The organism is Luteimicrobium sp. NPDC057192 (genome assembly GCF_042670205.1).
Taxonomy (GTDB): Bacteria; Actinomycetota; Actinomycetes; order Actinomycetales; family Cellulomonadaceae; genus Luteimicrobium.
In genome coordinates, this window is sequence record NZ_JBHUWD010000002.1 from 247,999 (window position 1) to 266,564 (window position 18,566).

Annotated in this window: 14 protein-coding genes and 1 pseudogene; 6 read left to right on the plus strand and 9 right to left on the minus strand. The window is 73.5% G+C overall.

Going from position 1 to position 18,566, the window contains the following annotated elements; genetic code table 11:
* The first annotated feature begins 13 nt into the window (after nucleotides 1-13).
* Nucleotides 14-4,900 (plus strand): glycosyl hydrolase 115 family protein, encoded by a 4,887-nt coding sequence (locus tag ACFT5B_RS02600; protein WP_386796410.1) that lies wholly within the window; start codon nucleotides 14-16, stop codon nucleotides 4,898-4,900.
* 87 nt (nucleotides 4,901-4,987) lie between these two features.
* Here the strand turns inward: ACFT5B_RS02600 and ACFT5B_RS02605 are convergent, their stop codons facing one another.
* Complete coding sequence (locus ACFT5B_RS02605) at nucleotides 4,988-5,446, minus strand: PPOX class F420-dependent oxidoreductase (protein ID WP_386796411.1); 459 nt, start codon at nucleotides 5,444-5,446, stop codon at nucleotides 4,988-4,990.
* Between the two features lie 98 nt (nucleotides 5,447-5,544).
* Here ACFT5B_RS02605 and ACFT5B_RS02610 point away from each other — a divergent pair, with 98 nt between their 5' ends.
* Entirely contained in the window at nucleotides 5,545-6,513 is a 969-nt protein-coding gene (locus ACFT5B_RS02610) for a sigma-70 family RNA polymerase sigma factor (protein ID WP_386796412.1), read from the plus strand.
* Nucleotides 6,514-6,552: 39 nt separating this feature from the next.
* Here ACFT5B_RS02610 and ACFT5B_RS02615 read toward each other — a convergent pair whose 3' ends face one another.
* Nucleotides 6,553-7,461 (minus strand): sigma-70 family RNA polymerase sigma factor, encoded by a 909-nt coding sequence (locus ACFT5B_RS02615; RefSeq protein ID WP_386796413.1) that lies wholly within the window; start codon nucleotides 7,459-7,461, stop codon nucleotides 6,553-6,555.
* Between the two features lie 79 nt (nucleotides 7,462-7,540).
* Here ACFT5B_RS02615 and ACFT5B_RS02620 point away from each other — a divergent pair, with 79 nt between their 5' ends.
* The gene (locus ACFT5B_RS02620; RefSeq protein WP_386796414.1) at nucleotides 7,541-8,047 is read left to right on the plus strand and encodes a hypothetical protein; all 507 of its coding nucleotides are present in this window, start codon (nucleotides 7,541-7,543) and stop codon (nucleotides 8,045-8,047) included.
* Here the strand turns inward: ACFT5B_RS02620 and ACFT5B_RS02625 are convergent.
* The 3 genes from ACFT5B_RS02625 to ACFT5B_RS02635 all read right to left on the minus strand — a co-directional run bounded on the left by ACFT5B_RS02625 (nucleotide 8,026) and on the right by ACFT5B_RS02635 (nucleotide 12,069).
* The gene (locus tag ACFT5B_RS02625; RefSeq protein ID WP_386796415.1) at nucleotides 8,026-9,165 is read right to left on the minus strand and encodes a pectinesterase family protein; all 1,140 of its coding nucleotides are present in this window, start codon (nucleotides 9,163-9,165) and stop codon (nucleotides 8,026-8,028) included. The genes ACFT5B_RS02620 and ACFT5B_RS02625 overlap by 22 nt on opposite strands.
* Nucleotides 9,166-9,381: 216 nt before the next feature.
* Nucleotides 9,382-11,610, minus strand: a complete 2,229-nt coding sequence (gene katG, locus ACFT5B_RS02630; protein ID WP_386796416.1) for a catalase/peroxidase HPI — start codon at nucleotides 11,608-11,610, stop codon at nucleotides 9,382-9,384.
* 36 nt (nucleotides 11,611-11,646) lie between these two features.
* On the minus strand, nucleotides 11,647-12,069 hold the full coding sequence (locus ACFT5B_RS02635) for a Fur family transcriptional regulator (protein WP_386796417.1): 423 nt from the start codon (nucleotides 12,067-12,069) through the stop codon (nucleotides 11,647-11,649).
* A 26-nt stretch (nucleotides 12,070-12,095) separates the two neighbouring features.
* Between ACFT5B_RS02635 and ACFT5B_RS02640 the strand changes: the two genes are divergently transcribed.
* Complete coding sequence (locus ACFT5B_RS02640) at nucleotides 12,096-12,548, plus strand: alpha/beta hydrolase fold domain-containing protein (RefSeq protein WP_386796418.1); 453 nt, start codon at nucleotides 12,096-12,098, stop codon at nucleotides 12,546-12,548.
* Nucleotides 12,549-12,566: 18 nt separating this feature from the next.
* Nucleotides 12,567-12,836 (plus strand): annotated as a pseudogene (locus tag ACFT5B_RS02645) (alpha/beta hydrolase fold domain-containing protein); the annotation flags it as partial.
* A 12-nt stretch (nucleotides 12,837-12,848) separates the two neighbouring features.
* Here ACFT5B_RS02645 and ACFT5B_RS02650 read toward each other — a convergent pair.
* The 4 genes from ACFT5B_RS02650 to ACFT5B_RS02665 all read right to left on the minus strand — a co-directional run bounded on the left by ACFT5B_RS02650 (nucleotide 12,849) and on the right by ACFT5B_RS02665 (nucleotide 17,477).
* Entirely contained in the window at nucleotides 12,849-13,766 is a 918-nt protein-coding gene (locus tag ACFT5B_RS02650) for an RNA polymerase sigma-70 factor (RefSeq protein WP_386796419.1), read from the minus strand.
* Nucleotides 13,767-13,861: 95 nt separating this feature from the next.
* A complete protein-coding gene (locus tag ACFT5B_RS02655) occupies nucleotides 13,862-14,623 on the minus strand; it encodes an SDR family oxidoreductase (RefSeq protein ID WP_386796420.1) in 762 nt (253 codons plus the stop codon).
* A gap of 61 nt (nucleotides 14,624-14,684) precedes the next feature.
* Nucleotides 14,685-16,088 (minus strand): NAD(P)/FAD-dependent oxidoreductase, encoded by a 1,404-nt coding sequence (locus tag ACFT5B_RS02660; protein WP_386796421.1) that lies wholly within the window; start codon nucleotides 16,086-16,088, stop codon nucleotides 14,685-14,687.
* A 60-nt stretch (nucleotides 16,089-16,148) separates the two neighbouring features.
* Nucleotides 16,149-17,477: an FAD-binding oxidoreductase gene (locus ACFT5B_RS02665; protein ID WP_386796422.1), complete on the minus strand. Its 1,329-nt coding sequence runs from the start codon at nucleotides 17,475-17,477 to the stop codon at nucleotides 16,149-16,151.
* Between the two features lie 120 nt (nucleotides 17,478-17,597).
* Here ACFT5B_RS02665 and ACFT5B_RS02670 point away from each other — a divergent pair, with 120 nt between their 5' ends.
* The gene (locus tag ACFT5B_RS02670) at nucleotides 17,598-18,518 is read left to right on the plus strand and encodes a sigma-70 family RNA polymerase sigma factor (RefSeq protein WP_386796423.1); all 921 of its coding nucleotides are present in this window, start codon (nucleotides 17,598-17,600) and stop codon (nucleotides 18,516-18,518) included.
* The last annotated feature ends 48 nt before the right edge of the window (nucleotides 18,519-18,566 follow it).

The following is an 18,566-nucleotide window of genomic DNA, read 5'->3' on the forward strand; positions in this document are numbered from 1 at the left end:
ATGGGGAGCGGCCGTGGCGGCCGGCTCGCTGGTGGCCGCGTCGTTCACGGCGGTGACCGCCGGCTCTGCGCAGGCGGTGACGCACGCCGCCGCGAGGTCGTCGTCGGGCTTCACCGTCTACGACGGGACGCGGACCACGCCGATCCTCATGGACGCGGGGTACGAGGGCGACCACGGCGACCGCGACTACACGCAGGTGCGCCGCGCGGTCCAGGACCTGCGGCAGGACGTCGCGATGGTCACGGGCGGGATCGACGCGCACGCGGTCCAGAGCCTTCTCGCCGACGACGAGAACGCCGAGGCCGCGCGGCTCGACGGTGCCGACCCGGCCAGGGTCCCGGCGCTGCTGACGTCGGCGACGCCGCAGCGGACGGCGATCATCGTCGGCGAGGTGGGGCAGAGCCCGCTGATCGATCGGATCGTGAAGGCGGGCAAGTTCGACGAGGCGGCTGGGATCCGGGGGAAGTGGGAGGCCTACGCCACCAAGACGATCAAGGACCCGCTCCCCGGCGTCGACCGCGCCCTCGTGATCGCGGGCAGCGACGCCCGCGGCACGATCTACGGCACGTACTCGATCTCCGAGGAGATCGGTGTCTCGCCCTGGTACTGGTTCAGCGACGTCCCGGTCCAGCGGCAGACGACGGTCGCGGTCAAGGGGAAGACGCACGTCGAGGAGGGGCCGAGCGTCAAGTACCGCGGCTTCTTCATCAACGACGAGGAGCGCACGCTGGCGTGGGCGCGGAAGAAGTTCCCGACCGCGGACGGGACGGTGGACGTCAACTACTACCGGCACGTCTTCGAGCTCATCCTGCGCCTGCGCCTCGACACGCTGTGGCCGGCGATGCACGGGGCGGGGACGGCTTTCAACGCCGCGACGGACACCGGGACGTACGACGACGGCACACCGGTCAACGCGCAGGAGGCCGCGGAGTACGGGGTGATCGCGTCGACGTCGCACGCCGAGCCCATGCTGCGCAACAACGAGGGCGAGTGGCGCCAGTGGTACACGGCGAACAAGACGAAGTACGACATCAAGGGGTCGGACTCGAACGCCGCCTACGACTACTCGATCAACAAGCCGGCGATCCTCCAGTACTGGCGTGAGCGCATCGAGGCGAACTCCGACTTCGAGAGCATCATCGTGCTGGGCATCCGCGGCGTCAGCGACAACAACGCCGCCTTCACGGCCGACAACCCGTACGGGTTCAAGGACAAGGTCGAGATGGAGGCCGACGTCATCCGCGAGCAGCGTCGGATCATCGCCGACACGTACGGCGCCGAGGACGCGGTCCCGCAGGTGTTCATCCCGTACAAGGAGATGAACGACCTTTACAACCAGGGCCTCAAGAAGTACATCCCGGCCGACGTGACGCTCATGTGGGCCGAGGACAACTACGGCTACCTGCGCCAGGTGCCGACCCAGACCGAGGCCGCACGCGCGGGCGGCAACGGCGTGTACTACCACGTGTCCTACTGGGGCGAGCCGAAGAGCTACCTCTGGCTCAACTCGACGCCGATGTCGCTCATGGTGCAGCAGCTGCACCGCGCATGGAGCTCGGGCGTCCAGCGGTACTGGGTGCTCAACGTCGGTGACATCAAGCCGGGGGACATGAAGCTCGAGCTGTTCTCCAAGCTCGCCTGGGACGTCGACGGCTACGACGACACGAACATCGAGTCCACGTTCCTGACCCAGGACGTCGAGCGGGACTACGGGCTGCACGGCAAGAACGCGCGGACCGTCGCGGACGCCCTCGGCCGGTTCGACACGCTCGAGAGCACCAAGCGGGCGGAGTTCTGGGGTGAGGTGAACACGTCCAGCGCGACGTCCGGCCGGATCCACGACGGCGAGGTGTTCCCGTTCAGCGCCACGTCCGACGGCGACGAGCTCCAGCGGTACATCGACGAGTCCGACGACCTCGTCCGCATCCTGCAGGGCGTGTCGGCGAAGCTCGACCCGTCCTACCGGGCCGCGTTCTACGAGCAGGTGCTCTACCGCGTCCGGTCCTACCGGAACATGGCCGAGCAGATCGGCTACTACGAGAAGAACCAGCTCGCGGCGTCGCAGGGCCGGTACGCGAGCGCCGGCAGCTACGAGCTGCTGTCGAAGGCGGCGCGGGACCGGATCTTCACGGACGAGCAGACGTGGAACGCCCTGAGCGACGGCAAGTGGGCGGGGATCATCGGGCACAGCCACCCGGAGGGGTTCCCGAACGAGGGCACGGTGATGCTGACGAACGACCGGTACGCGCGGGTCGAGAAGCCGGTCGCGGGCGTGGGGGCGGCCGCGGAGGGAGGCATGGAGCCGGGCGCGGGCACGTTGCGGTTCGACGCGGCGGCGCCGGACGACGAGCGGTTCTTCGACGTGTTCAACCGGGACGACGTGGCGAGCCCGCACGGGTGGGTCGCGGAGACGGACGCGTCGTGGCTCACGCTGTCGAGGCGGTCCGGCACGGTCGCGACCGAGCAGCGGGTCGTCGTGACGGTGGGCAAGCAGCACCCGGCGGCGACGGCCACGATCCGGGTGTTCGACGCCGTCCGCGGCAAGAAGTCCGGTGACCCGGTGGCGACGTTCACCGTGGTGTCGGAGCGGCCGGTCGTGGACCTGCACCGGGTCAAGGGGCCGGTCCACCTGGAGGCGAACGGGTACGTGGCGCTCGAGGCGGAGCACTTCTCGTCGAACGTCCGGGGCGCCGACGGGAGCAGGTGGGCCGCGCAGCAGGGCGTGGGTCAGCGCGGTTCGGTGATGGGGAGCTACCCGGAGACCGCACCGCGGGTCGACGACGGCTTCGAGAAGACGGCGCGCCTGACGTACCGGGTGTACTTCCGGTCGACGGGCACGTTCACCGGGACGTTCTACCGGGTGCCGACGCTCAACGAGGGCACGAACGACGACGGGACCGCGAAGACCGCGCGCACGGCGGTCGGCCTCGACGACGCGACGCCCACGCTCCTGCGGGGCAACTCGGTCGCGGGGACGAGCACGAGCCCGTGGGGGTTCAACATCATGCACGGCACCGAGCCCCTGGACTTCACGGTCGACGTGAAGACCGCGGGCTGGCACGACCTCACGGTCTATCGGTCGGACGCGGCGATCCTGTTCGACCGGATCGTGATCGAGACGCGGGCGGGCGCGGTCGGGGACGGTCTCGTCGGGCCGACGGAGAGCCCGAACACCGTCGCGGCCGCGCAGAAGGCCACGGTCGCGGCGCTGCCGTCGAACCTGCCCGCGCTGCACCGGCTCGCTCCGGTCGAGACGACGGTCGGCGCCACGGCCGCCGTCGACGGGGTCGTCGGGGGAGTCGCGTCCGCGGAGTCGGACAACACCACGGCGGCGACGGTGAGCGTGGACGACGGGAAGCTCAGCGTCACGGGGCGCCGGGTCGGGAAGGCGGAGGTCTCCGTCACCGACACGGACGGTGAGGCCTGGGTCCTGTCCGTCACCGTGGACCGCGGGGCGGTCACCTCGACGGGGCCGTACGTGGAGAAGGGGGGCCTGGTCGTCGTGGACACGGCCGACGCGCTCGAGGAGAGCGCGTCCGCACGGACGACCGACGGCAACGACGGCGTCCACACGTGGACGCTGGCCCGCAACGGGCTCCAGGTCGTGCCGCCCGCCGACGCGAGCGCCAAGGCCAACTGGATCGCGACGACGCCGGCCCAGGGCGACGCCCTGCTCGCGGCGGGTCCGAAGGACGTCCTCAACGGGAGCACGGCGTCGGGCGCACCCCCGCGCCTGGACTTCCAGGTCGACATCCGGACAGCGGGCACCTACTACCTGTTCGTGAACTCCAGCCACCCGAACGACAATGCGGACTCGTACCACGTCGCCGTCGACGGGACGTGGCGCTACCAGTCGGGCAAGACGTCGCCGGAGACCGGGTCGGAGACGTGGTACGGCAGCGTCGGCGTCGACGGTGCTGCGTTGAAGCTGTCGGCGGGCGTCCACACGGTCACCCTGGCGGCGCGCGAGGCCGGGATCGTGCTGAACCAGGTGGCGCTCACGACGAGCACGTCGCCGGGCTTCAGCGGGTTCCGTCCGACGAGCAGCCGTGCGACCGCGACCCCACCGCACGGGCTGCCGGCGTCCTCGACCACGGTCGGCGCGTCGGTGACCGTGGAGGGCGTGACGGGGGCGGCGTCGGCGGCGGCGTCGGACAACCCGACGGCGGCGACGGTGGCGGTGTCCGACGGGAAGGCGACCGTGACCGGGCGGCGGGTCGGGACGGCGGAGATCACCGTCGCCGACGCGGACGGGGGCCTGTGGGCCCTCCCGGTGACGGTGCACCGGTCTGCGAGCGCCCCGACGGGCGCCTTCGTGGAGCGGGGTGGTCTGGTGGTGCTGGACGTCGCTGACGCGCTCGAGGAGAGCGAGTCCGCACGGACGACCGACGGCAACGACGGCGTCCACACGTGGGCGCTGGGCCGCAACGGGCTGCAGGTGGTCCCGCCGGCGATCTCGTCGGCGAAGGCGCAGTGGTTGGCGACGACGCCGGCGGAGGGGGAGGCACTGCTGGAGGCGGGGTCGTCGGACGAGGTGAACGGGAGCACGGCGGCGGGGGCTCCGCCGCAGCTGACGTTCCGGGTGGACGTGGGCACGGGGGGCACGTACTACCTGTTCGTGAACTCGAGCCATCCGAACGGGGACGCGGACTCGTACCACGTGGTGGTGGACGGGTCGTGGCGCTACCAGTCGGGCAAGAGCGCGCCGGAGACGGGGTTCGAGTCCTGGTACGGGAGCACGGGCACGGCGGGGGCGGGCCTGGACCTGACGCCGGGGCTGCACACGGTGACCCTGGCGGCGCGTGAGGCCGGGATCGTGCTGAACCAGGTGGCGCTGACGACGAGCACGTCGCCGGGGTTGGCGGGGTTCTTGCCGGTGAGCGGGAGGGAGGCGTCGTGACGGACCGGGCCTGAGCGTCCGGGACGCGGCCGGTGCCGTCCGCCCTCGCGGGGCGGGTGGCGCCGGCCGCGCCGTCCGTGCGGAGTCTCAGGGGGCGGTCGGCGGGGGCGGTGCGTAGGTCCGGGTGGGGGACAGTCGCACCACGAACCGGTGCGCGCCCGGTTCGGGTGGTGGGGTGGCACCGCCCATGTGCTGCCCGTACATCGTCCGGTGGAAGGCGCCGTCCGGGTCGTCGACGAGCTCGACGGTCCCGGAGACGGTGGCGTAGGCGGTGCTCGCGTCGGCCCCGGGCAGGCCGTGGACCAGCAGGTTCACGCGGGGGTCGCGCTGCATGTTCGAGGTCTTGCGACGGCCCTCGATCGTGCTGAAGAGGATGTCGTCGCCGTCGCGCGCGACGAAGATCACCGACGACTGCGGGGAGCCGTCAGGGTTGGTGGTCGACAGGACGGACAGGTGGGGGCCCGCGAGGACGCGCTCGGCGGTCTGCCGGGCGACGTCGTGGGGGCTGCCGTGCCGATAGGGGTCGAGGAATCTCTGTGTCGTCATACCCCGTGCCGACCCGTGGCGCGGCCCGGAGGAATCGCGGCGGGCCCGATTCTTTCGGGCGGCCTCGCGAGTCGGTAGGTGATGTGACCGTGCCCGACGTGACGACGGACGACTTCGAGGAGGCGACGGCTCCCTACCGGCGGGAGCTGTTCGCGCACTGCTACCGGATGACGGGTTCCCTCGGCGACGCCGAGGACCTGGTCCAGGAGACGTACCTGCGGGCGTGGCGGTCGTTCGACGGGTTCGAGGGCCGGTCCTCCGTGCGGACGTGGCTCTACCGGATCGCGACCAACGTGTGCCTGTCCGCGCTGGACCGCGCGCGACGGCGTCCTCTGCCGTCGGGGCTCGGCGCCCCGACGGACGACCCGTACGCTCCGGTGGCGTCGCCGCCCGGCGAGGTGGTGTGGCTCGAGCCGGTGCCGGACGGCCTCGTGCTCGACGAGCGTGCCGACCCCGCGGAGGTCGTCGCCGCACGCCACCGGGTGCGGCTCGCCCTGGTGGCGTCGTTGCAGCTCCTCCCGCCTCGTCAACGTGCCGCCCTGGTCCTGTGCGAGGTGCTCGAGCTCCCCGCGGCCGAGGCGGCGGAACTGCTCGGGGTGTCGGTCGTCGCGGTCAAGAGCCTCCTGCAGCGTGCGCGGGGCCGCCTCGCCGAGTCGTCCGTCAGCGACTCCGACCTCGTCGAGCCCACGGACCCCGCGGCCCGGCTGGTCCTGGACCGGTACATGGCGGCCTTCGAACGGTCCGACGCCGGGGCGGTCGCGCGCCTGCTCACGGAGGACACCGTCCTGGAGATGACCGGGACGACGACCTGGTTCTCGGGCAACGCCACGTGTGCCCCGTTCGTCGAGGCTCAGGCCGTCGGGCACCCCGGGGACTGGCGGATGCTTCCTGTCGCGGCGAACGGTCAGCTCGGCGCGGCGGCGTACCACCGCGGGGCGGGGCGGACGTACCTCCCGTTCGCGATCGTCGTGCTCGCGACGACCAGGTCCCACCTGAGCCGGATCACCTTGTTCACCGATCCGGGACTCTTCCCACGATTCGGGCTGCCGGCCTTCCTCGAGCGGTGATTCCACGCCGGCGAGCCGTGGGGTGGCGTCTCGACGGCGTCAGCCGAGCACGTCGGCGAGGTCGAGCCGGGCGAGGCGCTCGGGGTCGGCGAGGATGTCGATCTCGGTGACGCGGCCGTCGTCGACGGTGAAGCCGAGGACCGCGAACGGCCTGCCGTGCGGCGCGACGAGGACCCCGGCGACCCCGTTGACGAGCACCAGGCGCGCAGCCGAGGACAGGGTCGCGAACTGGCGTGCCTGCGCGATGACGGCCTCCGGACCCCGGACGGTGCGCGACGGGCCGGCGGGGCCCGCACCCGCGTCGGCGCGCAGCGTGACGTCGGGGGCGAGCAGGTGAGCGAGGCGCTCGAGGTCGCCGTCCCGCGACGCCGCGACGAACGCCTCGACGACGTCGCGGTGGTGTCGCGCGTCGGCCCCGCGCACCCGGCCCGGGTCGGCGTGCGGGCCCGCCGCGCGCAGGCGGCCGCGCGCCCGGCTCGCGAGCTGCTTCGCGGCGCCCGGGGAGCGGTCGAGGACGGCGCCGATCTCGTCGAACGGCACCGCGAACACGTCGTGCAGCACGAACGCGAGCCGTTCCGACGGCGACAGCGTGTCGAGGACGACCAGCAGCGCGAGGCCCACCGAGTCCGCGAGGAGCGCCCGCTCCTCCGGGCCCTCCACGGCGACCGTCCCGGAGCCCGGCAGCGCCCGGACCACCGGGTCGGGCACGTGGACGTCGAGCGGGTCCTCGCGGCGCGCCGCCCGCGAGCGCAGCAGGTCCAGGCACACCCGCGAGACGACGGTCGTGAGCCAGGCCCGCAGGTTCACGACGTCGTCCGTGCCGGACCGCGACATCCGCAGCCACGTCTCCTGCACGGCGTCGTCGGCCTCGGTCAGGGAGCCGAGCATGCGGTACGCCACCCCGCGCAGGTGCGCCCGGTGCGCCTCGAAGAGCTCCGCGTCGTCCACCGTGTTACCTCCGGTCCTCGGGTTCCGTCCACGGGGTAGACGGTCCGCACGCGACCAACGTAACGACGAGGAGCCAGACATGAGCGACCCCACCACGAACGCGAGCCCTGCAGCGACGGGCGCGAGCCCCACCACCGGCGAGTCCCGGACGATCGCGGCGCAGGGCCTGGCGAACCGGATCGTCCGGGCGGTGCTGCGCACCCCGGGCCTCGACCGGGTCGCCGGGCGGCGCCTGGTCACCCTGTACGTCGTCGGGCGCACGTCCGGGAGGCGCTACACCGTCCCGGTCGCGTACGCGGCGCACGAGGGGTCGCTCCTGGTCGGCACCCCGGCTCGGTGGGGTCGCAACCTCCGCACCGGCGAGCCCCTCGAGGTCCGGCTGCGGGGCCGGCGTCGGACCGTGGACGTCGAGGTACTCACCGCGCAGGAGGACGTCGTGGCCGCGTACGCGGTGATGTGCCGCGAGAACAAGACGTTCGCGTCGCTCAACGACGTCCGCCGCGCCGACGACGGCACACCCGTGGCCGAGGACCTCGTCGCCGCATGGGCACGGGGCTCGCGCGCCTACCGCCTCACCCCGCGCTGATCCTCGCCGGACTCGCCCGCGAGCCCGTGCTGGGGCGCCCAGCCGTCGTCGCCCGCGAGGTAGGCGGCAATCGTGTTCGCCCGGGCGCCCGCCGCGTCGAGCTGAGGACGCTCGGGGGTCACGAGGGCGCCCGGGCCACGGTTGTGGAGCTCGGCGTTGCTGCCCGCCGTCCAGTCGTAGCCCGCCATGGTCGCCCAGGGGGCGGCGACGGCGAGGTGGGGGCCGAGGTACGAGTCGCGCACGACGGCGCGCGGCTCGTTGTCGGGGGCGCTGCTCGGGTGCCACGGGCGTCCCAGCGCGTAGCTGCCCGGGTCGGCGTCGGAGATCAGGCGCGAGCGCGTCACGAGGAACCCGTGCGCGGACGACGCCGACGTGCTGGGCGCGAGCACGTACCCGTTCGGGGTGCCGGTCCGGCGCAGCGCCTTGATGGTCGACCGGTCGATCACCGCGGTCGCGCGGCCGAAGACGAAGTCCACGTCGCCCTCGATCCAGCTGTCGTGCACGTACACGCGCGCGGGCACGTCGACGGCGGGGGAGTCGAGGTACAGGGTGTCCTGGTTGCCGAGGAACCGGACGTGGTCGAAGACGACCCGGTCCGCCGTCGTCTTGACCGCGACGGCCTGACGGTTCGCGATCTCGGGGTGGGCCGCCTCGTCGAACCCGTTGGCGAACGTCACGTCGCGGGCCTCGAACCCGTCGCCCGCGACCGTCACCGTCGCGCTCCCCGACGTGCCCCAGGTCCCTCCGTCGGGCTTCGGGGTGCCGTTCGCCCGGTCGTCCGTGATCACGACGTCGCCGGGGTCGCCCGTGGCACCCACGAGCCTGAGGCGCGGCTTGTCGGCCCCGATCACGACGCGGCCCTGGTAGACGCCCGGCCGGACGAGGATCTCCACCGGGCGGGACGAGCCCGCCGGCGCGAGGTCGACGGCCCCCTGGATCGTCGTCGCGTCGCCGGACCCGTCCGCGGCCACGACGAGGTCCGCGCCACCCCGGGCGTCGCCGTCGTGCCGGGCGACGGCGCCCGCCGGGGCGGCGAGCGCCAGCACCGGCAGCGCTACGAGGAGACCCGGCACCAGGCGCGCACGGCGGCGCGGTCGTCGGGAGTGGGGCGTGAGCATGCGGGCCTCCAGTGTCGTCGTCGACAGGCGCGCCCGTGGCGGGCGGCGCTGGTCCCAGGTCGGGAACCGGTTACAGACAATGCCGCGCGAAGCGCATGTCAGACAAGAGGCGCGCCCGAGAAACACCAGAAACCGGTTCGTCGCGAGCGAGGTGCCGCGCACGACGGGTCACGGCCCGAGACGAGCGTCCCGGGCCGTGACCCCGTGCCGCCGACGTCAGCGGTGCAGGTCGAAGCGGTCGAGCTCCATGACCTTGACCCACGCGGCGACGAAATCGTCGACCAGCTGACGCTCGGCGTCACGGGACGCGTACACCTCGGCGACGGCGCGCAGCTCGGAGTTCGCGCCGAACACGAGGTCGGCGCGCGTGCCCACCCACCTCACCTCGCCCGTCGTCCGGTCGACGCCCTGGTAGGCGTGCTTGCCCGGGTCGAGCGCCGTCCAGCGGGTGCCCATGTCGAGGACGTTGACGAAGAAGTCGTTCGTCAGCACGCCCGGCCGGTGCGTGAGCACGCCGTGGGCCGACCCGTCGTGGGCCGCGCCGAGCACCCGCAGGCCGCCGACGAGCACCGTCATCTCGGGCACGCTCAGCGCGAGCAGGTTCGCCCGGTCGACCAGGTGGTACTCGGCCGGCATGGCCGCGCCGGGGCCCACGTAGTTGCGGAACCCGTCCGCGACCGGCTCGAGGTAGCCGAAGGACTCGACGTCCGTCTGTTCCTGGGTGGCGTCGACGCGGCCCGGCGTGAACGGGACCGTGACGGCGTGCCCGGCGGCCTCGGCCGCGAGCTCGACGCCGACGCCGCCCGCGAGGACGATCAGGTCGGCCATCGAGACGCCCGTGCCGGACGCCTCACGGACCTGCTCGAGCGTCGCGAGGACGCGGCCGAGCCGGGCCGGGTTGTTGACGGCCCAGTCCTTCTGCGGGGCCAGGCGGATGCGCGCACCGTTCGCGCCGCCGCGCTTGTCGCTGCTGCGGAACGACGACGCGGACGCCCACGCCGTCGACACGAGCTCGGTCACGGTGAGGCCGGAGGCGCGCACCGCCGCCTTGAGCGCGGCGACGTCGTCGGCCGTGAGGGTGCCGGCCGGTGCGGGCAACGGGTCCTGCCACAGGAACTGCTCGGCCGGGACCTCGGCGCCCACGTAGCGGGAGACGGGGCCCATGTCACGGTGCGTCAGCTTGAACCAGGCGCGGGCGAACGCCGCGGCGAACGCGTCCTGGTCGTCCTTGAAGCGGCGCGCGATCTGCTCGTACACCGGGTCGACGCGCAGCGCGAGGTCGGACGTGAGCATGCGGGGCTCGCGCCGCCCGTCCGAGTGCGCCAACGGCACCATGTCGTCGCCGCCGCCGTCCTTCGGGCGCCACTGCTTCGCGCCCGCCGCCGATTCCATGAGCTCCCACTCATAGGCGAACAGGATGTGGAAGAACTCGTTGTCCCAGCGGGTCGGGTGGTACGTCCACGTCACCTCGAGGCCCGAGGTGATGGTGTCGTCGCCGTGCCCTGTGCCGTGGGCGTTCGTCCAGCCGATGCCCTGGTCGCCCAGGTCCGCGGCCTCGGGGGCGGCGCCGACGTTGCTGTCGGGCGCGGCGCCGTGCGTCTTGCCGAACGTGTGCCCGCCCGCGATGAGCGCGACGGTCTCCTCGTCGTCCATCGCCATGCGCTTGAACGTCTCGCGCACGTCGTGGGCCGACGCGAGCGGGTCCGGGTTGCCCGCCGGGCCCTCCGGGTTGACGTAGATGAGCCCCATCTGGACCGCCGCCAGCGGCCGCTCGAGCTCGTGCTCCCCGTGGTAGCGCTCGTCGCCGAGCCAGGTCGTCTCCGGGCCCCAGTACACGTCGTCGTCCGGCTCCCAGGCGTCCACGCGACCGCCGGCGAACCCCAGGGTCTCGAAGCCCATCGTCTCCAGCGCGACGTTGCCCGCGAGGATCATGAGGTCCGCCCAGGACAGGCTGCGCCCGTACTTCTGCTTGACGGGCCACAGCAGGCGTCGCGCCTTGTCGAGGTTCACGTTGTCGGGCCAGCTGTTGAGCGGGGCGAACCGCTGCTGACCGGTGCCGCCGCCCCCGCGGCCGTCCAGCACGCGGTACGTGCCGGCGCTGTGCCAGGCCATCCGGACGACGAGCGGGCCGTAGTGGCCGAAGTCCGCGGGCCACCAGTCCTGGGAGGTGGTGAGGACCTCGGCGATGTCCTGCTTCACGGCGGCCAGGTCGAGCGCCTCGAACGCCGACGTGTAGTCGAAGTCCTCACCCAGCGGGTTCGCGACGGCCGGGTTCTTCGCGAGGATCTTCAGGTTGAGGCGCTCGGGCCACCACGCGCTGTTCGCGTTCCCGCTGGTCGGGTGCGGGGCTCGCGCGCCGTGGGGGACCGGGCAGCCGTCCTCGATCGGCTGGGTGGTGTCGTCGTCGGTCACGACGACGCCGTGCTCTTCGGGGGACGTGGACACAGGGGATCCTTCCGGTGGGTGACAGGGCAAAAGGGGTCAGCCGCGCCGGGCGGTGCAGTCGGCGCACAGGCCCGAGAAGACGACGTCCGCGGCCTCGATCGTGAAGCCGTGCGTGTCCGAGGGCGTGAGGCAGGGGGCGGCGCCGACGACGCAGTCGACGTCCTGGACCGTCCCGCACGCGCGGCACACGAGGTGGTGGTGGTTGTCGGCGACGCGGGTCTCGTAGCGCCACGCGTGCCCGGGCAGGTCGATGCGCCGGACGAGGCCGGCCTCCTCGAGGGCGGCGACGACGCCGTAGACGGTCTGCGCGCTCACGGCACCCAGGCGGGGCTCGAGGCGCCGGACGAGCTCGTCGGCCTCGGCGTGCGGGGCGGCCTGGAGCTCGTCGAGGACGGCGAGGCGCTGCTGCGTGACGCGCAGGCCCGCGTCGCGCAGGGCGCGGCTCCAGTCGGGCGACATGCGCCTCAGGCTACAGGTTGTCTTGAGTGAGTCAAGACAACTGCCGTCGCGCGCTGTCGTGCGCGTCCGGCGCGGACGTCCTCACGGGCGCCGGTCTCGCGCGGTCGCTGACCGGGGTCGAGGCCGTCGTCGACGTGAGCAACCGCACCACGCTGTCCGCACGCCAGGCGCGCCGGTTCTCCGAGACCGCGACGAAGAACCTGCTCGCGGCCGAGCACGAGCTCGCCGACCTGGCCCGCCGCCGGCTCGCGCACGACGGCGTCCGGCGTCGGGTCCTCGAGCTGCGGACGCCCGGTGCGTACGGACGCGGCGGGGACATGGCGGCCGCGCTCGCGCCGCTCGCGAAGCACCGCGGTGACGTGGCGTTCGTCCACCAGTCGCTCTACCACCCGGTCACGGACGCCGCGCAGGACACGCCCAGCCACGTCGAGTTCGCGCACGGCCCCTACCTGACCGCCGCCGCCATGGCGTGGTCCTAGGACGGCTACGCGCCCGACGAGAACGTCCGCACCGAGATCACCGTCTCGCCGCTCCGGGCCACGCACGCCCAGCTCACCGACCTGCCGTCGGCGTTCGTCCTCGCGGACGAGAACGACGTGCTGCGGGACGAGGGCGAGGCCTACGCCCGTCTCCTGGCCGAGTCGGACGTGCCGACCACCAGCGTCCGCTACAACGGCACGATCCACCACGTCATGATGCTCAACCACGTGCGGTCGTCCCGGGCCGCGAGCGCGGCCGTCGAGCAAGCCGTCCACTTCCTCCCGTGAGCGGTGGGCCGTTCAGCGCCGGAACCGCTCCAGCTTGTCGGGGTTGAGGATGACGAGGAGCTTCTCGATGCCGGCGTCGGAGCCGTCGGTGGACAGGAGCGCGATGGGCTCGTCGGCGGGGTCGCGGACGACGAGGGCCTCGCCGCCGTTGACGTCGGCGATCTCGAAGGTGGACCGGGACCAGTACTTGCGGATCACGTTGTCGAGGAAGTTGACGACGCGGTCGCGGCCGACGATGTCGCGTCGGGACGCGTAGACCTTGCCTCCGCCGTCCGAGTAGGACACGGCGTCCTCGGCGAAGAGCTGTTCGAGCTCGTCGACGCGGCCGCCGCGGGCTGCGGCGACGAACGCCTCGAGGAGGCGGCGCTGCACGGGTGCGGGGGCGGTCGCGGTGCGTTCGGACGTGAGGCGGAGGCGGGCGCGCCGTGCGAGCTGGCGGGCGTTCGGCTCGGACGTCTCGAGGATCTCGGCGATGCGGCGGTAGGGGTAGCCGAAGGCTTCGTGCAGGACGTAGGCGGCGCGCTCGACGGGGTTGAGCTTCTCGAGCAGCAGGAGGACGGCGAGCTCGAGGGCTTCGTCGCGTTCGGCGCCCAGCAGCGGGTCGGCGGCGGTGTCCACAGGTTCGGGCAGCCACTGGCCCACGTAGCTCTCGCGTCTCGCCCGCGCGCTCGTGGCGGCGTTGATGGCGAGGCGGGTGGTGGTGGTGGTGAGGAACGCGGCCGGGTTCTGCACTCCGCGCCGGTCGGCGTTCTGCCAGCGGATCCACGCGTCCTGGACGACGTCCTCCGCGTCCGCGACGGATCCGAGCATCCGGTAGGCGATGCCGAACAGCTGGGGACGCACGTCGAGGAAGCCGGCGAGGCCGTCGTCGTGGACCGCGGTGCCGGTGTTGTCGTCCGGGGCGGTGCTGGGTGCCGTCGAGGGGGTCACGGGGAACAGACTAGGGCGCGCGGGCCGCGCGTGCGGCCGCCCCGGGTGGGACGGCCGCACGGCCGTGACCTGCGTCGACGTGGGCGCTGTCGCGGTCACGCCGCCTGCTCGGCCTGCGCCTTCTTCCATGCGGCCAGGGTGGTGCTGCCGAGGACCACGTGGTCGCCCTCGGGCACGAGCGAGTGGTCGTCGACGAGGGCGCCCCAGTAGCGGGCGTCGGGGTCGGTGACGACGTCGCGGGGGTCGCCCGCCTCGGTGAGCTCGGCGCGCAGCAGCTCGTCGTAGCGGAAGCGCTCGGGTCCGCCGACCTCGACGTCCGTGTTCGCGGGGCCGTGCAGGACGGCGTCGACGACCGCAGCCGCGACGTCGCTGGACGCCATCGGCTGGAACGCGACCGGCGGGACGCGCACGACCCCGTCGACGGTCTGGGAGTCGGCGAGGGTGGGCAGGAACTCGAAGAACTGGGTGGCGTGCACGATCGTCCACTCGACGGGTGCGGCCTGGACGAGGTCCTCCTGCGCGACCTTGGCCTGGAAGTAGGAGTTCTCGGGCTGGCGGCGGGTCCCGACGATCGAGAGCGCGACGTGGCGGGGCACGCCCGCCGCCTGCTCGGCGGCGAGGACGTTGGTCGTCGAGCGGGTGAAGAAGTCGAGGACCTCCTCGGGCACGAAGGTGGGCGAGCCGGCGACGTCGGCCACGACGTCGGCGCCCTGGAGCACCTCCGCGAGGCCTTCGCCGGTCAGGGTGTTCACGCCCGTGCTGGGGGCCGCGGCGACGGCCTCGTGGCCCTGCTCGCGCAGCGCGGTGACGACCTGGGAGCCGATGCGGCCGGTGCCGCCGATGACGACGATCTTCATGGTTCTTCCCTCCGTCTTGCTGGACAGTGCGGGTCCCGGGCGGGGCGTGCCCGCCCGGTCGTCATACCGACCGGGCGGCGGCCTCGGTCGTGACAGGTTCGGGTGTGACGGGCGCCACGTCGTGGGGCGGGACGGCGTCGTGGAGCAGGAGGTCGGGCTCGCCGCCGGCGAGGAAGGCCGCGCGCGGCTTCTGCACGGTGGGCAGGGCGACGATGTCGCGTCCGAGCACGAGGCTCGCCGTCCAGCCGAGGGCGACGCGGATCTTGCGTTCCCACGTGGGGACCGCGAGCACGTGGTACGAGCGGTGCATGAGCCAGGCGGGAAGGCCCGTCACGACGATCCGGCGGTACTGGAAGATGCCGTGCCCGAGCCCGAGGGTGGCGACCGTCCCGAGGCTGTGGTGCACGTAGCGGCGGGGTGGGCGGCCGCGCAGGTCCGCGAGGATGTTGCGCGCGAGCAGGCGGCCCTGCCGGACGGCGTGCTGTGCGTTGGGGACGGTGCGCGCGCCGGGCACGGGCGAGGCGAGGTCGGGGATCGCGGCGTTGTCGCCGGCGGCCCAGGCGTGCGGGACGGAGTGCTCGTCGGTGCCGACGCGCAGGTCGGCACGTGCGACCACGAGGCCGCGCTCGTCCACCGGCAGGTCCGTCTGGCGTGCCACCACCGGGTTCGTGCCGTTGCCGGCGGCCCAGACGAGGAGCCCGGCGTCGACGGAGGTGCCGTCCGCGAGCTCGACGTGCCCGCCTTCGGCGGACCGGACGGTCGTGCCGAGGTGGAGGATGCCGCCCCGGCCCTCGAGGTGGCGGACCACCCAGCGGCCCGGCCGCTCCGTGACCTCGGGGAGGATCCGGTCGTGGGCCTCCACCAGGTGCAGGCGAGGCTCCGACGGGTCGATCTCGGGGTAGCGGCGGACCAGGCTCGCGGTGAGCCCGAGCAGCTCGCCGAAGACCTCGACACCCGTGAACCCGCCGCCGACGACGACGGTCGTGAGGAGCCGGGAGCGGGCCGGCCCGGCGGGCAGGCACGCGGCCCGCTCGAAGGACGTGAGGAGACGGTCGCGGACGGCGACCGCCTCCTCGACGTGCTTGAACCCGATGCCCTCCTCGGCGAGCCCCGGGATGGGGAAGGATCGGGTCACCGCGCCGGCCGTCACGACGATCGTGTCGTAGTGCAGCGTGCGGGGCAGACCGTCGGCCGTGCGCACGGTGGCGGACCGGTGCGCGTGGTCGATCGACGTGACGTATCCCGTCACCACGTGGGTGCGCCGCAGGTGGCGACGGAGGGAGACGGCGGTGTGGCGGGGCTCGATCGACCCGGCCGCGACCTCGGGGAGGAACGGCTGGTAGGTCATGTAGCCCCGCGGGTCCACCAGCGTGACCTCCGCCTCCCCGCGGCGCATCCGACGCTCGAGGTGCCAGGCGGTGTAGAAGCCGGCGTAGCCTCCGCCGACGACGAGGATCCTTCTCACGACTACCTCCTGATGGTGTGTCTCACCCCATCGACCAGGTAGCCCCCGCGGACGTGACAGTCAGCGCACGGGGAAGTTGCTCCGCAGGACGCCGCGGGGGTCGCGGTCCTCCTTGAGCGCCCGGAGCCGGGCCATCGCCGCCTCCCCGAGCGCGTCCCCGAGCGTCTCGTGGGGCGCGAGGAACGTCACGGGCTTGCGGCCGCTCGTGGGGAGGGCGGCCGCGAGCTCGGCCTGCCGCGCCCCGACCGCCGCCGCGACGTCGGGGCCGAGGGGGAGCCCGAACAGGTAGACCGCGTACGGCTCGGTCAGCGCACCGTGCGGGCTGTCGGACGGCCGGGCGAGCGCGCCCCCGAGGTGCCGGATCTGCACGGCGACGAGGGGCGCGACGGGCCCCGCGAGGAGGGTGGCGACCACGTCGTCGTCGAGCGCCGTGAGCAGCTCGGTGTGCGAGAGGCCGGCCGCCGGGTCGGTGGGCTCGCCGGTGATGCTGCCGAGCTCGGCGACGGTCATCGCCCGGCGGGTGTCCGCGATCGGGGCGGGCAGCGCGTCGAGGGCCGCGAGGAGCGCTCGAGCCCGGTCCTCGTCCCCGAGGTACGTGACGTCGATCGCGACCATGGGCTCGGCGCCCGGGAACTGTGCGAGGGAGAGCCACGCGGTGAGCTCGTCGGGGGCGTCCGCGGTCAGGGCGCGGTACGCGTCGACGACCGCCCGCGTGTGCTCGCCGGCCCACAGGACCCGGCCGCCGAAGACCTCCGGCGCCGCGTGCAGCGCGAGCTCGACCGCGGTCACGACGACGAGGTCGCCGCCACCGCCGCGCAGCGCCCAGAAGAGCTCGGGATCCGTCTGGGCGGTCACGTGCTGCGGGCGGCCCGCCGCGTCCACGACGTCGAACGCCGTCGCGGAGTCGGCGACCCAGCCGAACGCGCGCCCGAACCAGGACAGGCCGCCGCCCAGGACGACCCCGGTCACGCTGACGACGGGCGAGCTTCCCGGCAGCGCCGTGAGCCCGTGCTCGGCGGCCGCCGCCTGCAGCGCACCCGAGCGGACGCCCGCGCCGATCACGGCGCGGCGCGCCTCCGCGTCGATCGTGATCGAGTCGAGCAGGCCGGTGCGCAGGACGATCGCATCGCGGGTACGCCCCGTCGCGCCGTGCCCGTTCGGCTGGGTGGCGACGGTCGCGCCGCGCTCGGCCGCGTACCGGACGAGGGCCGCGACGTCGTCGGCGTCCACCGCCTCGACGACCGCCGCGGCGGGCTGGTCGACGGCCCGGTTCCAGGGCAGCCGGACGTCGTCGAAGCCGGCGTCGCCCGGCAGCCAGACGCGACCGCGGACCGCGGAGCGCAGGTCCTCGTGAGGCGCGGAGGTGGTGGGGGAGGCGGAGCTGGTCATGGCGAGGTCCTTCCGTGGTCCTGAGGGTTACGCCTCTACGTCGGATGCGCCCGCGAGGATGTGACACGACGATGTGAGGCGGCGGCCGACCGGCCGCCCGGACCGACGTGAGGAATGCCTGTGACACCGACGAACACCCTCCCGGGCGTGTCGCCCGACGAGCTCGCCGACGCCTTCGTCGCGCAGCGTCCCCGGCTGCGCGCCATCGCGACCCGCACGCTGGGGTCGGTCTGGGACGCCGAGGACGTGGTGCAGGAGGCGTGGCTGCGCCTGCAGCGCACCGACGCGTCCACCATCGACAACCTCGAGGCGTGGCTGACGACCGTGGTCTCGCGGGCGTGCGTCGACCACCTGCGGCGCCGGGGCGCGCGCCCGGACACCTGGGGCGACGAGCTCCCCGACGAGACCGGAGCCGCCGAGGACCTGACGGTCGAGGGACCCGAGCAGACCGCGCTGCGCGCCGAGGACGTCGGCCTCGCGCTCGACGCGGTCCTCGACTCGCTCGGCCCGCTCGAGCGGCTGTCGTTCGTGCTCCACGACGTCTTCGGGCTGTCCTTCGACGACGTCGCTCCCGTGGTCGACCGGTCGTCAGCGGCGGCCCGGCAGCTCGCGTCGCGGGCACGCCGCAAGGTGCGCGGTGCCGACCCCGAGGGCGACCGGAGCCGCCGCACCGAGGCTGTCGACGTGTTCCTCCGCGCGGCGCGCGAGGGCGACTTCGGCGGGCTCCTGCAGCTCCTCGACCCCGACGTCGAGCTCCGCGCCGACGACGCCGTGATCGCCTCGGCCGCCCCGCACGCGGACGAGGGCGCCCCGCTCCTCGCGTCGTCGATCACCGGTGCCGACGCGGTCGCGCGCGTGTTCGCGGGGCGCGCCGCGGGCGCGTCCGTCGCGCTCGTCGACGGGATCCCCGGTGCCGCCTACGCGCCGGGCGGCGTCGCGCGAGGCGTCTACTCGGTCCGGATCGAGGGCGGCCGGATCACGCGGATCGAGGTCATCGCGGCGCCCGCGGTCCTCGCGGACCTCGACGTCGTCCTGGCCTGACGGCTCTCGCGAGCCCTCCGCACGACGACGGGGGCGGGCGTCGCACCT

Excerpts from the sequence above, each read along its gene's own strand:
- ACFT5B_RS02635 (WP_386796417.1), bottom strand. The coding sequence starts at position 12,069 with ATGTCGCCCGACTGGAGCCGCGCCCTGCGCGACGCGGGCCTGCGCGTC.
- ACFT5B_RS02655 (WP_386796420.1), bottom strand. The coding sequence starts at position 14,623 with ATGAAGATCGTCGTCATCGGCGGCACCGGCCGCATCGGCTCCCAGGTC.
- ACFT5B_RS02625 (WP_386796415.1), bottom strand. The coding sequence starts at position 9,165 with ATGCTCACGCCCCACTCCCGACGACCGCGCCGCCGTGCGCGCCTGGTG.
- ACFT5B_RS02665 (WP_386796422.1), bottom strand. The coding sequence starts at position 17,477 with ATGACCAGCTCCGCCTCCCCCACCACCTCCGCGCCTCACGAGGACCTG.
- ACFT5B_RS02620 (WP_386796414.1), top strand. The coding sequence starts at position 7,541 with ATGAGCGACCCCACCACGAACGCGAGCCCTGCAGCGACGGGCGCGAGC.
- ACFT5B_RS02605 (WP_386796411.1), bottom strand. The coding sequence starts at position 5,446 with ATGACGACACAGAGATTCCTCGACCCCTATCGGCACGGCAGCCCCCAC.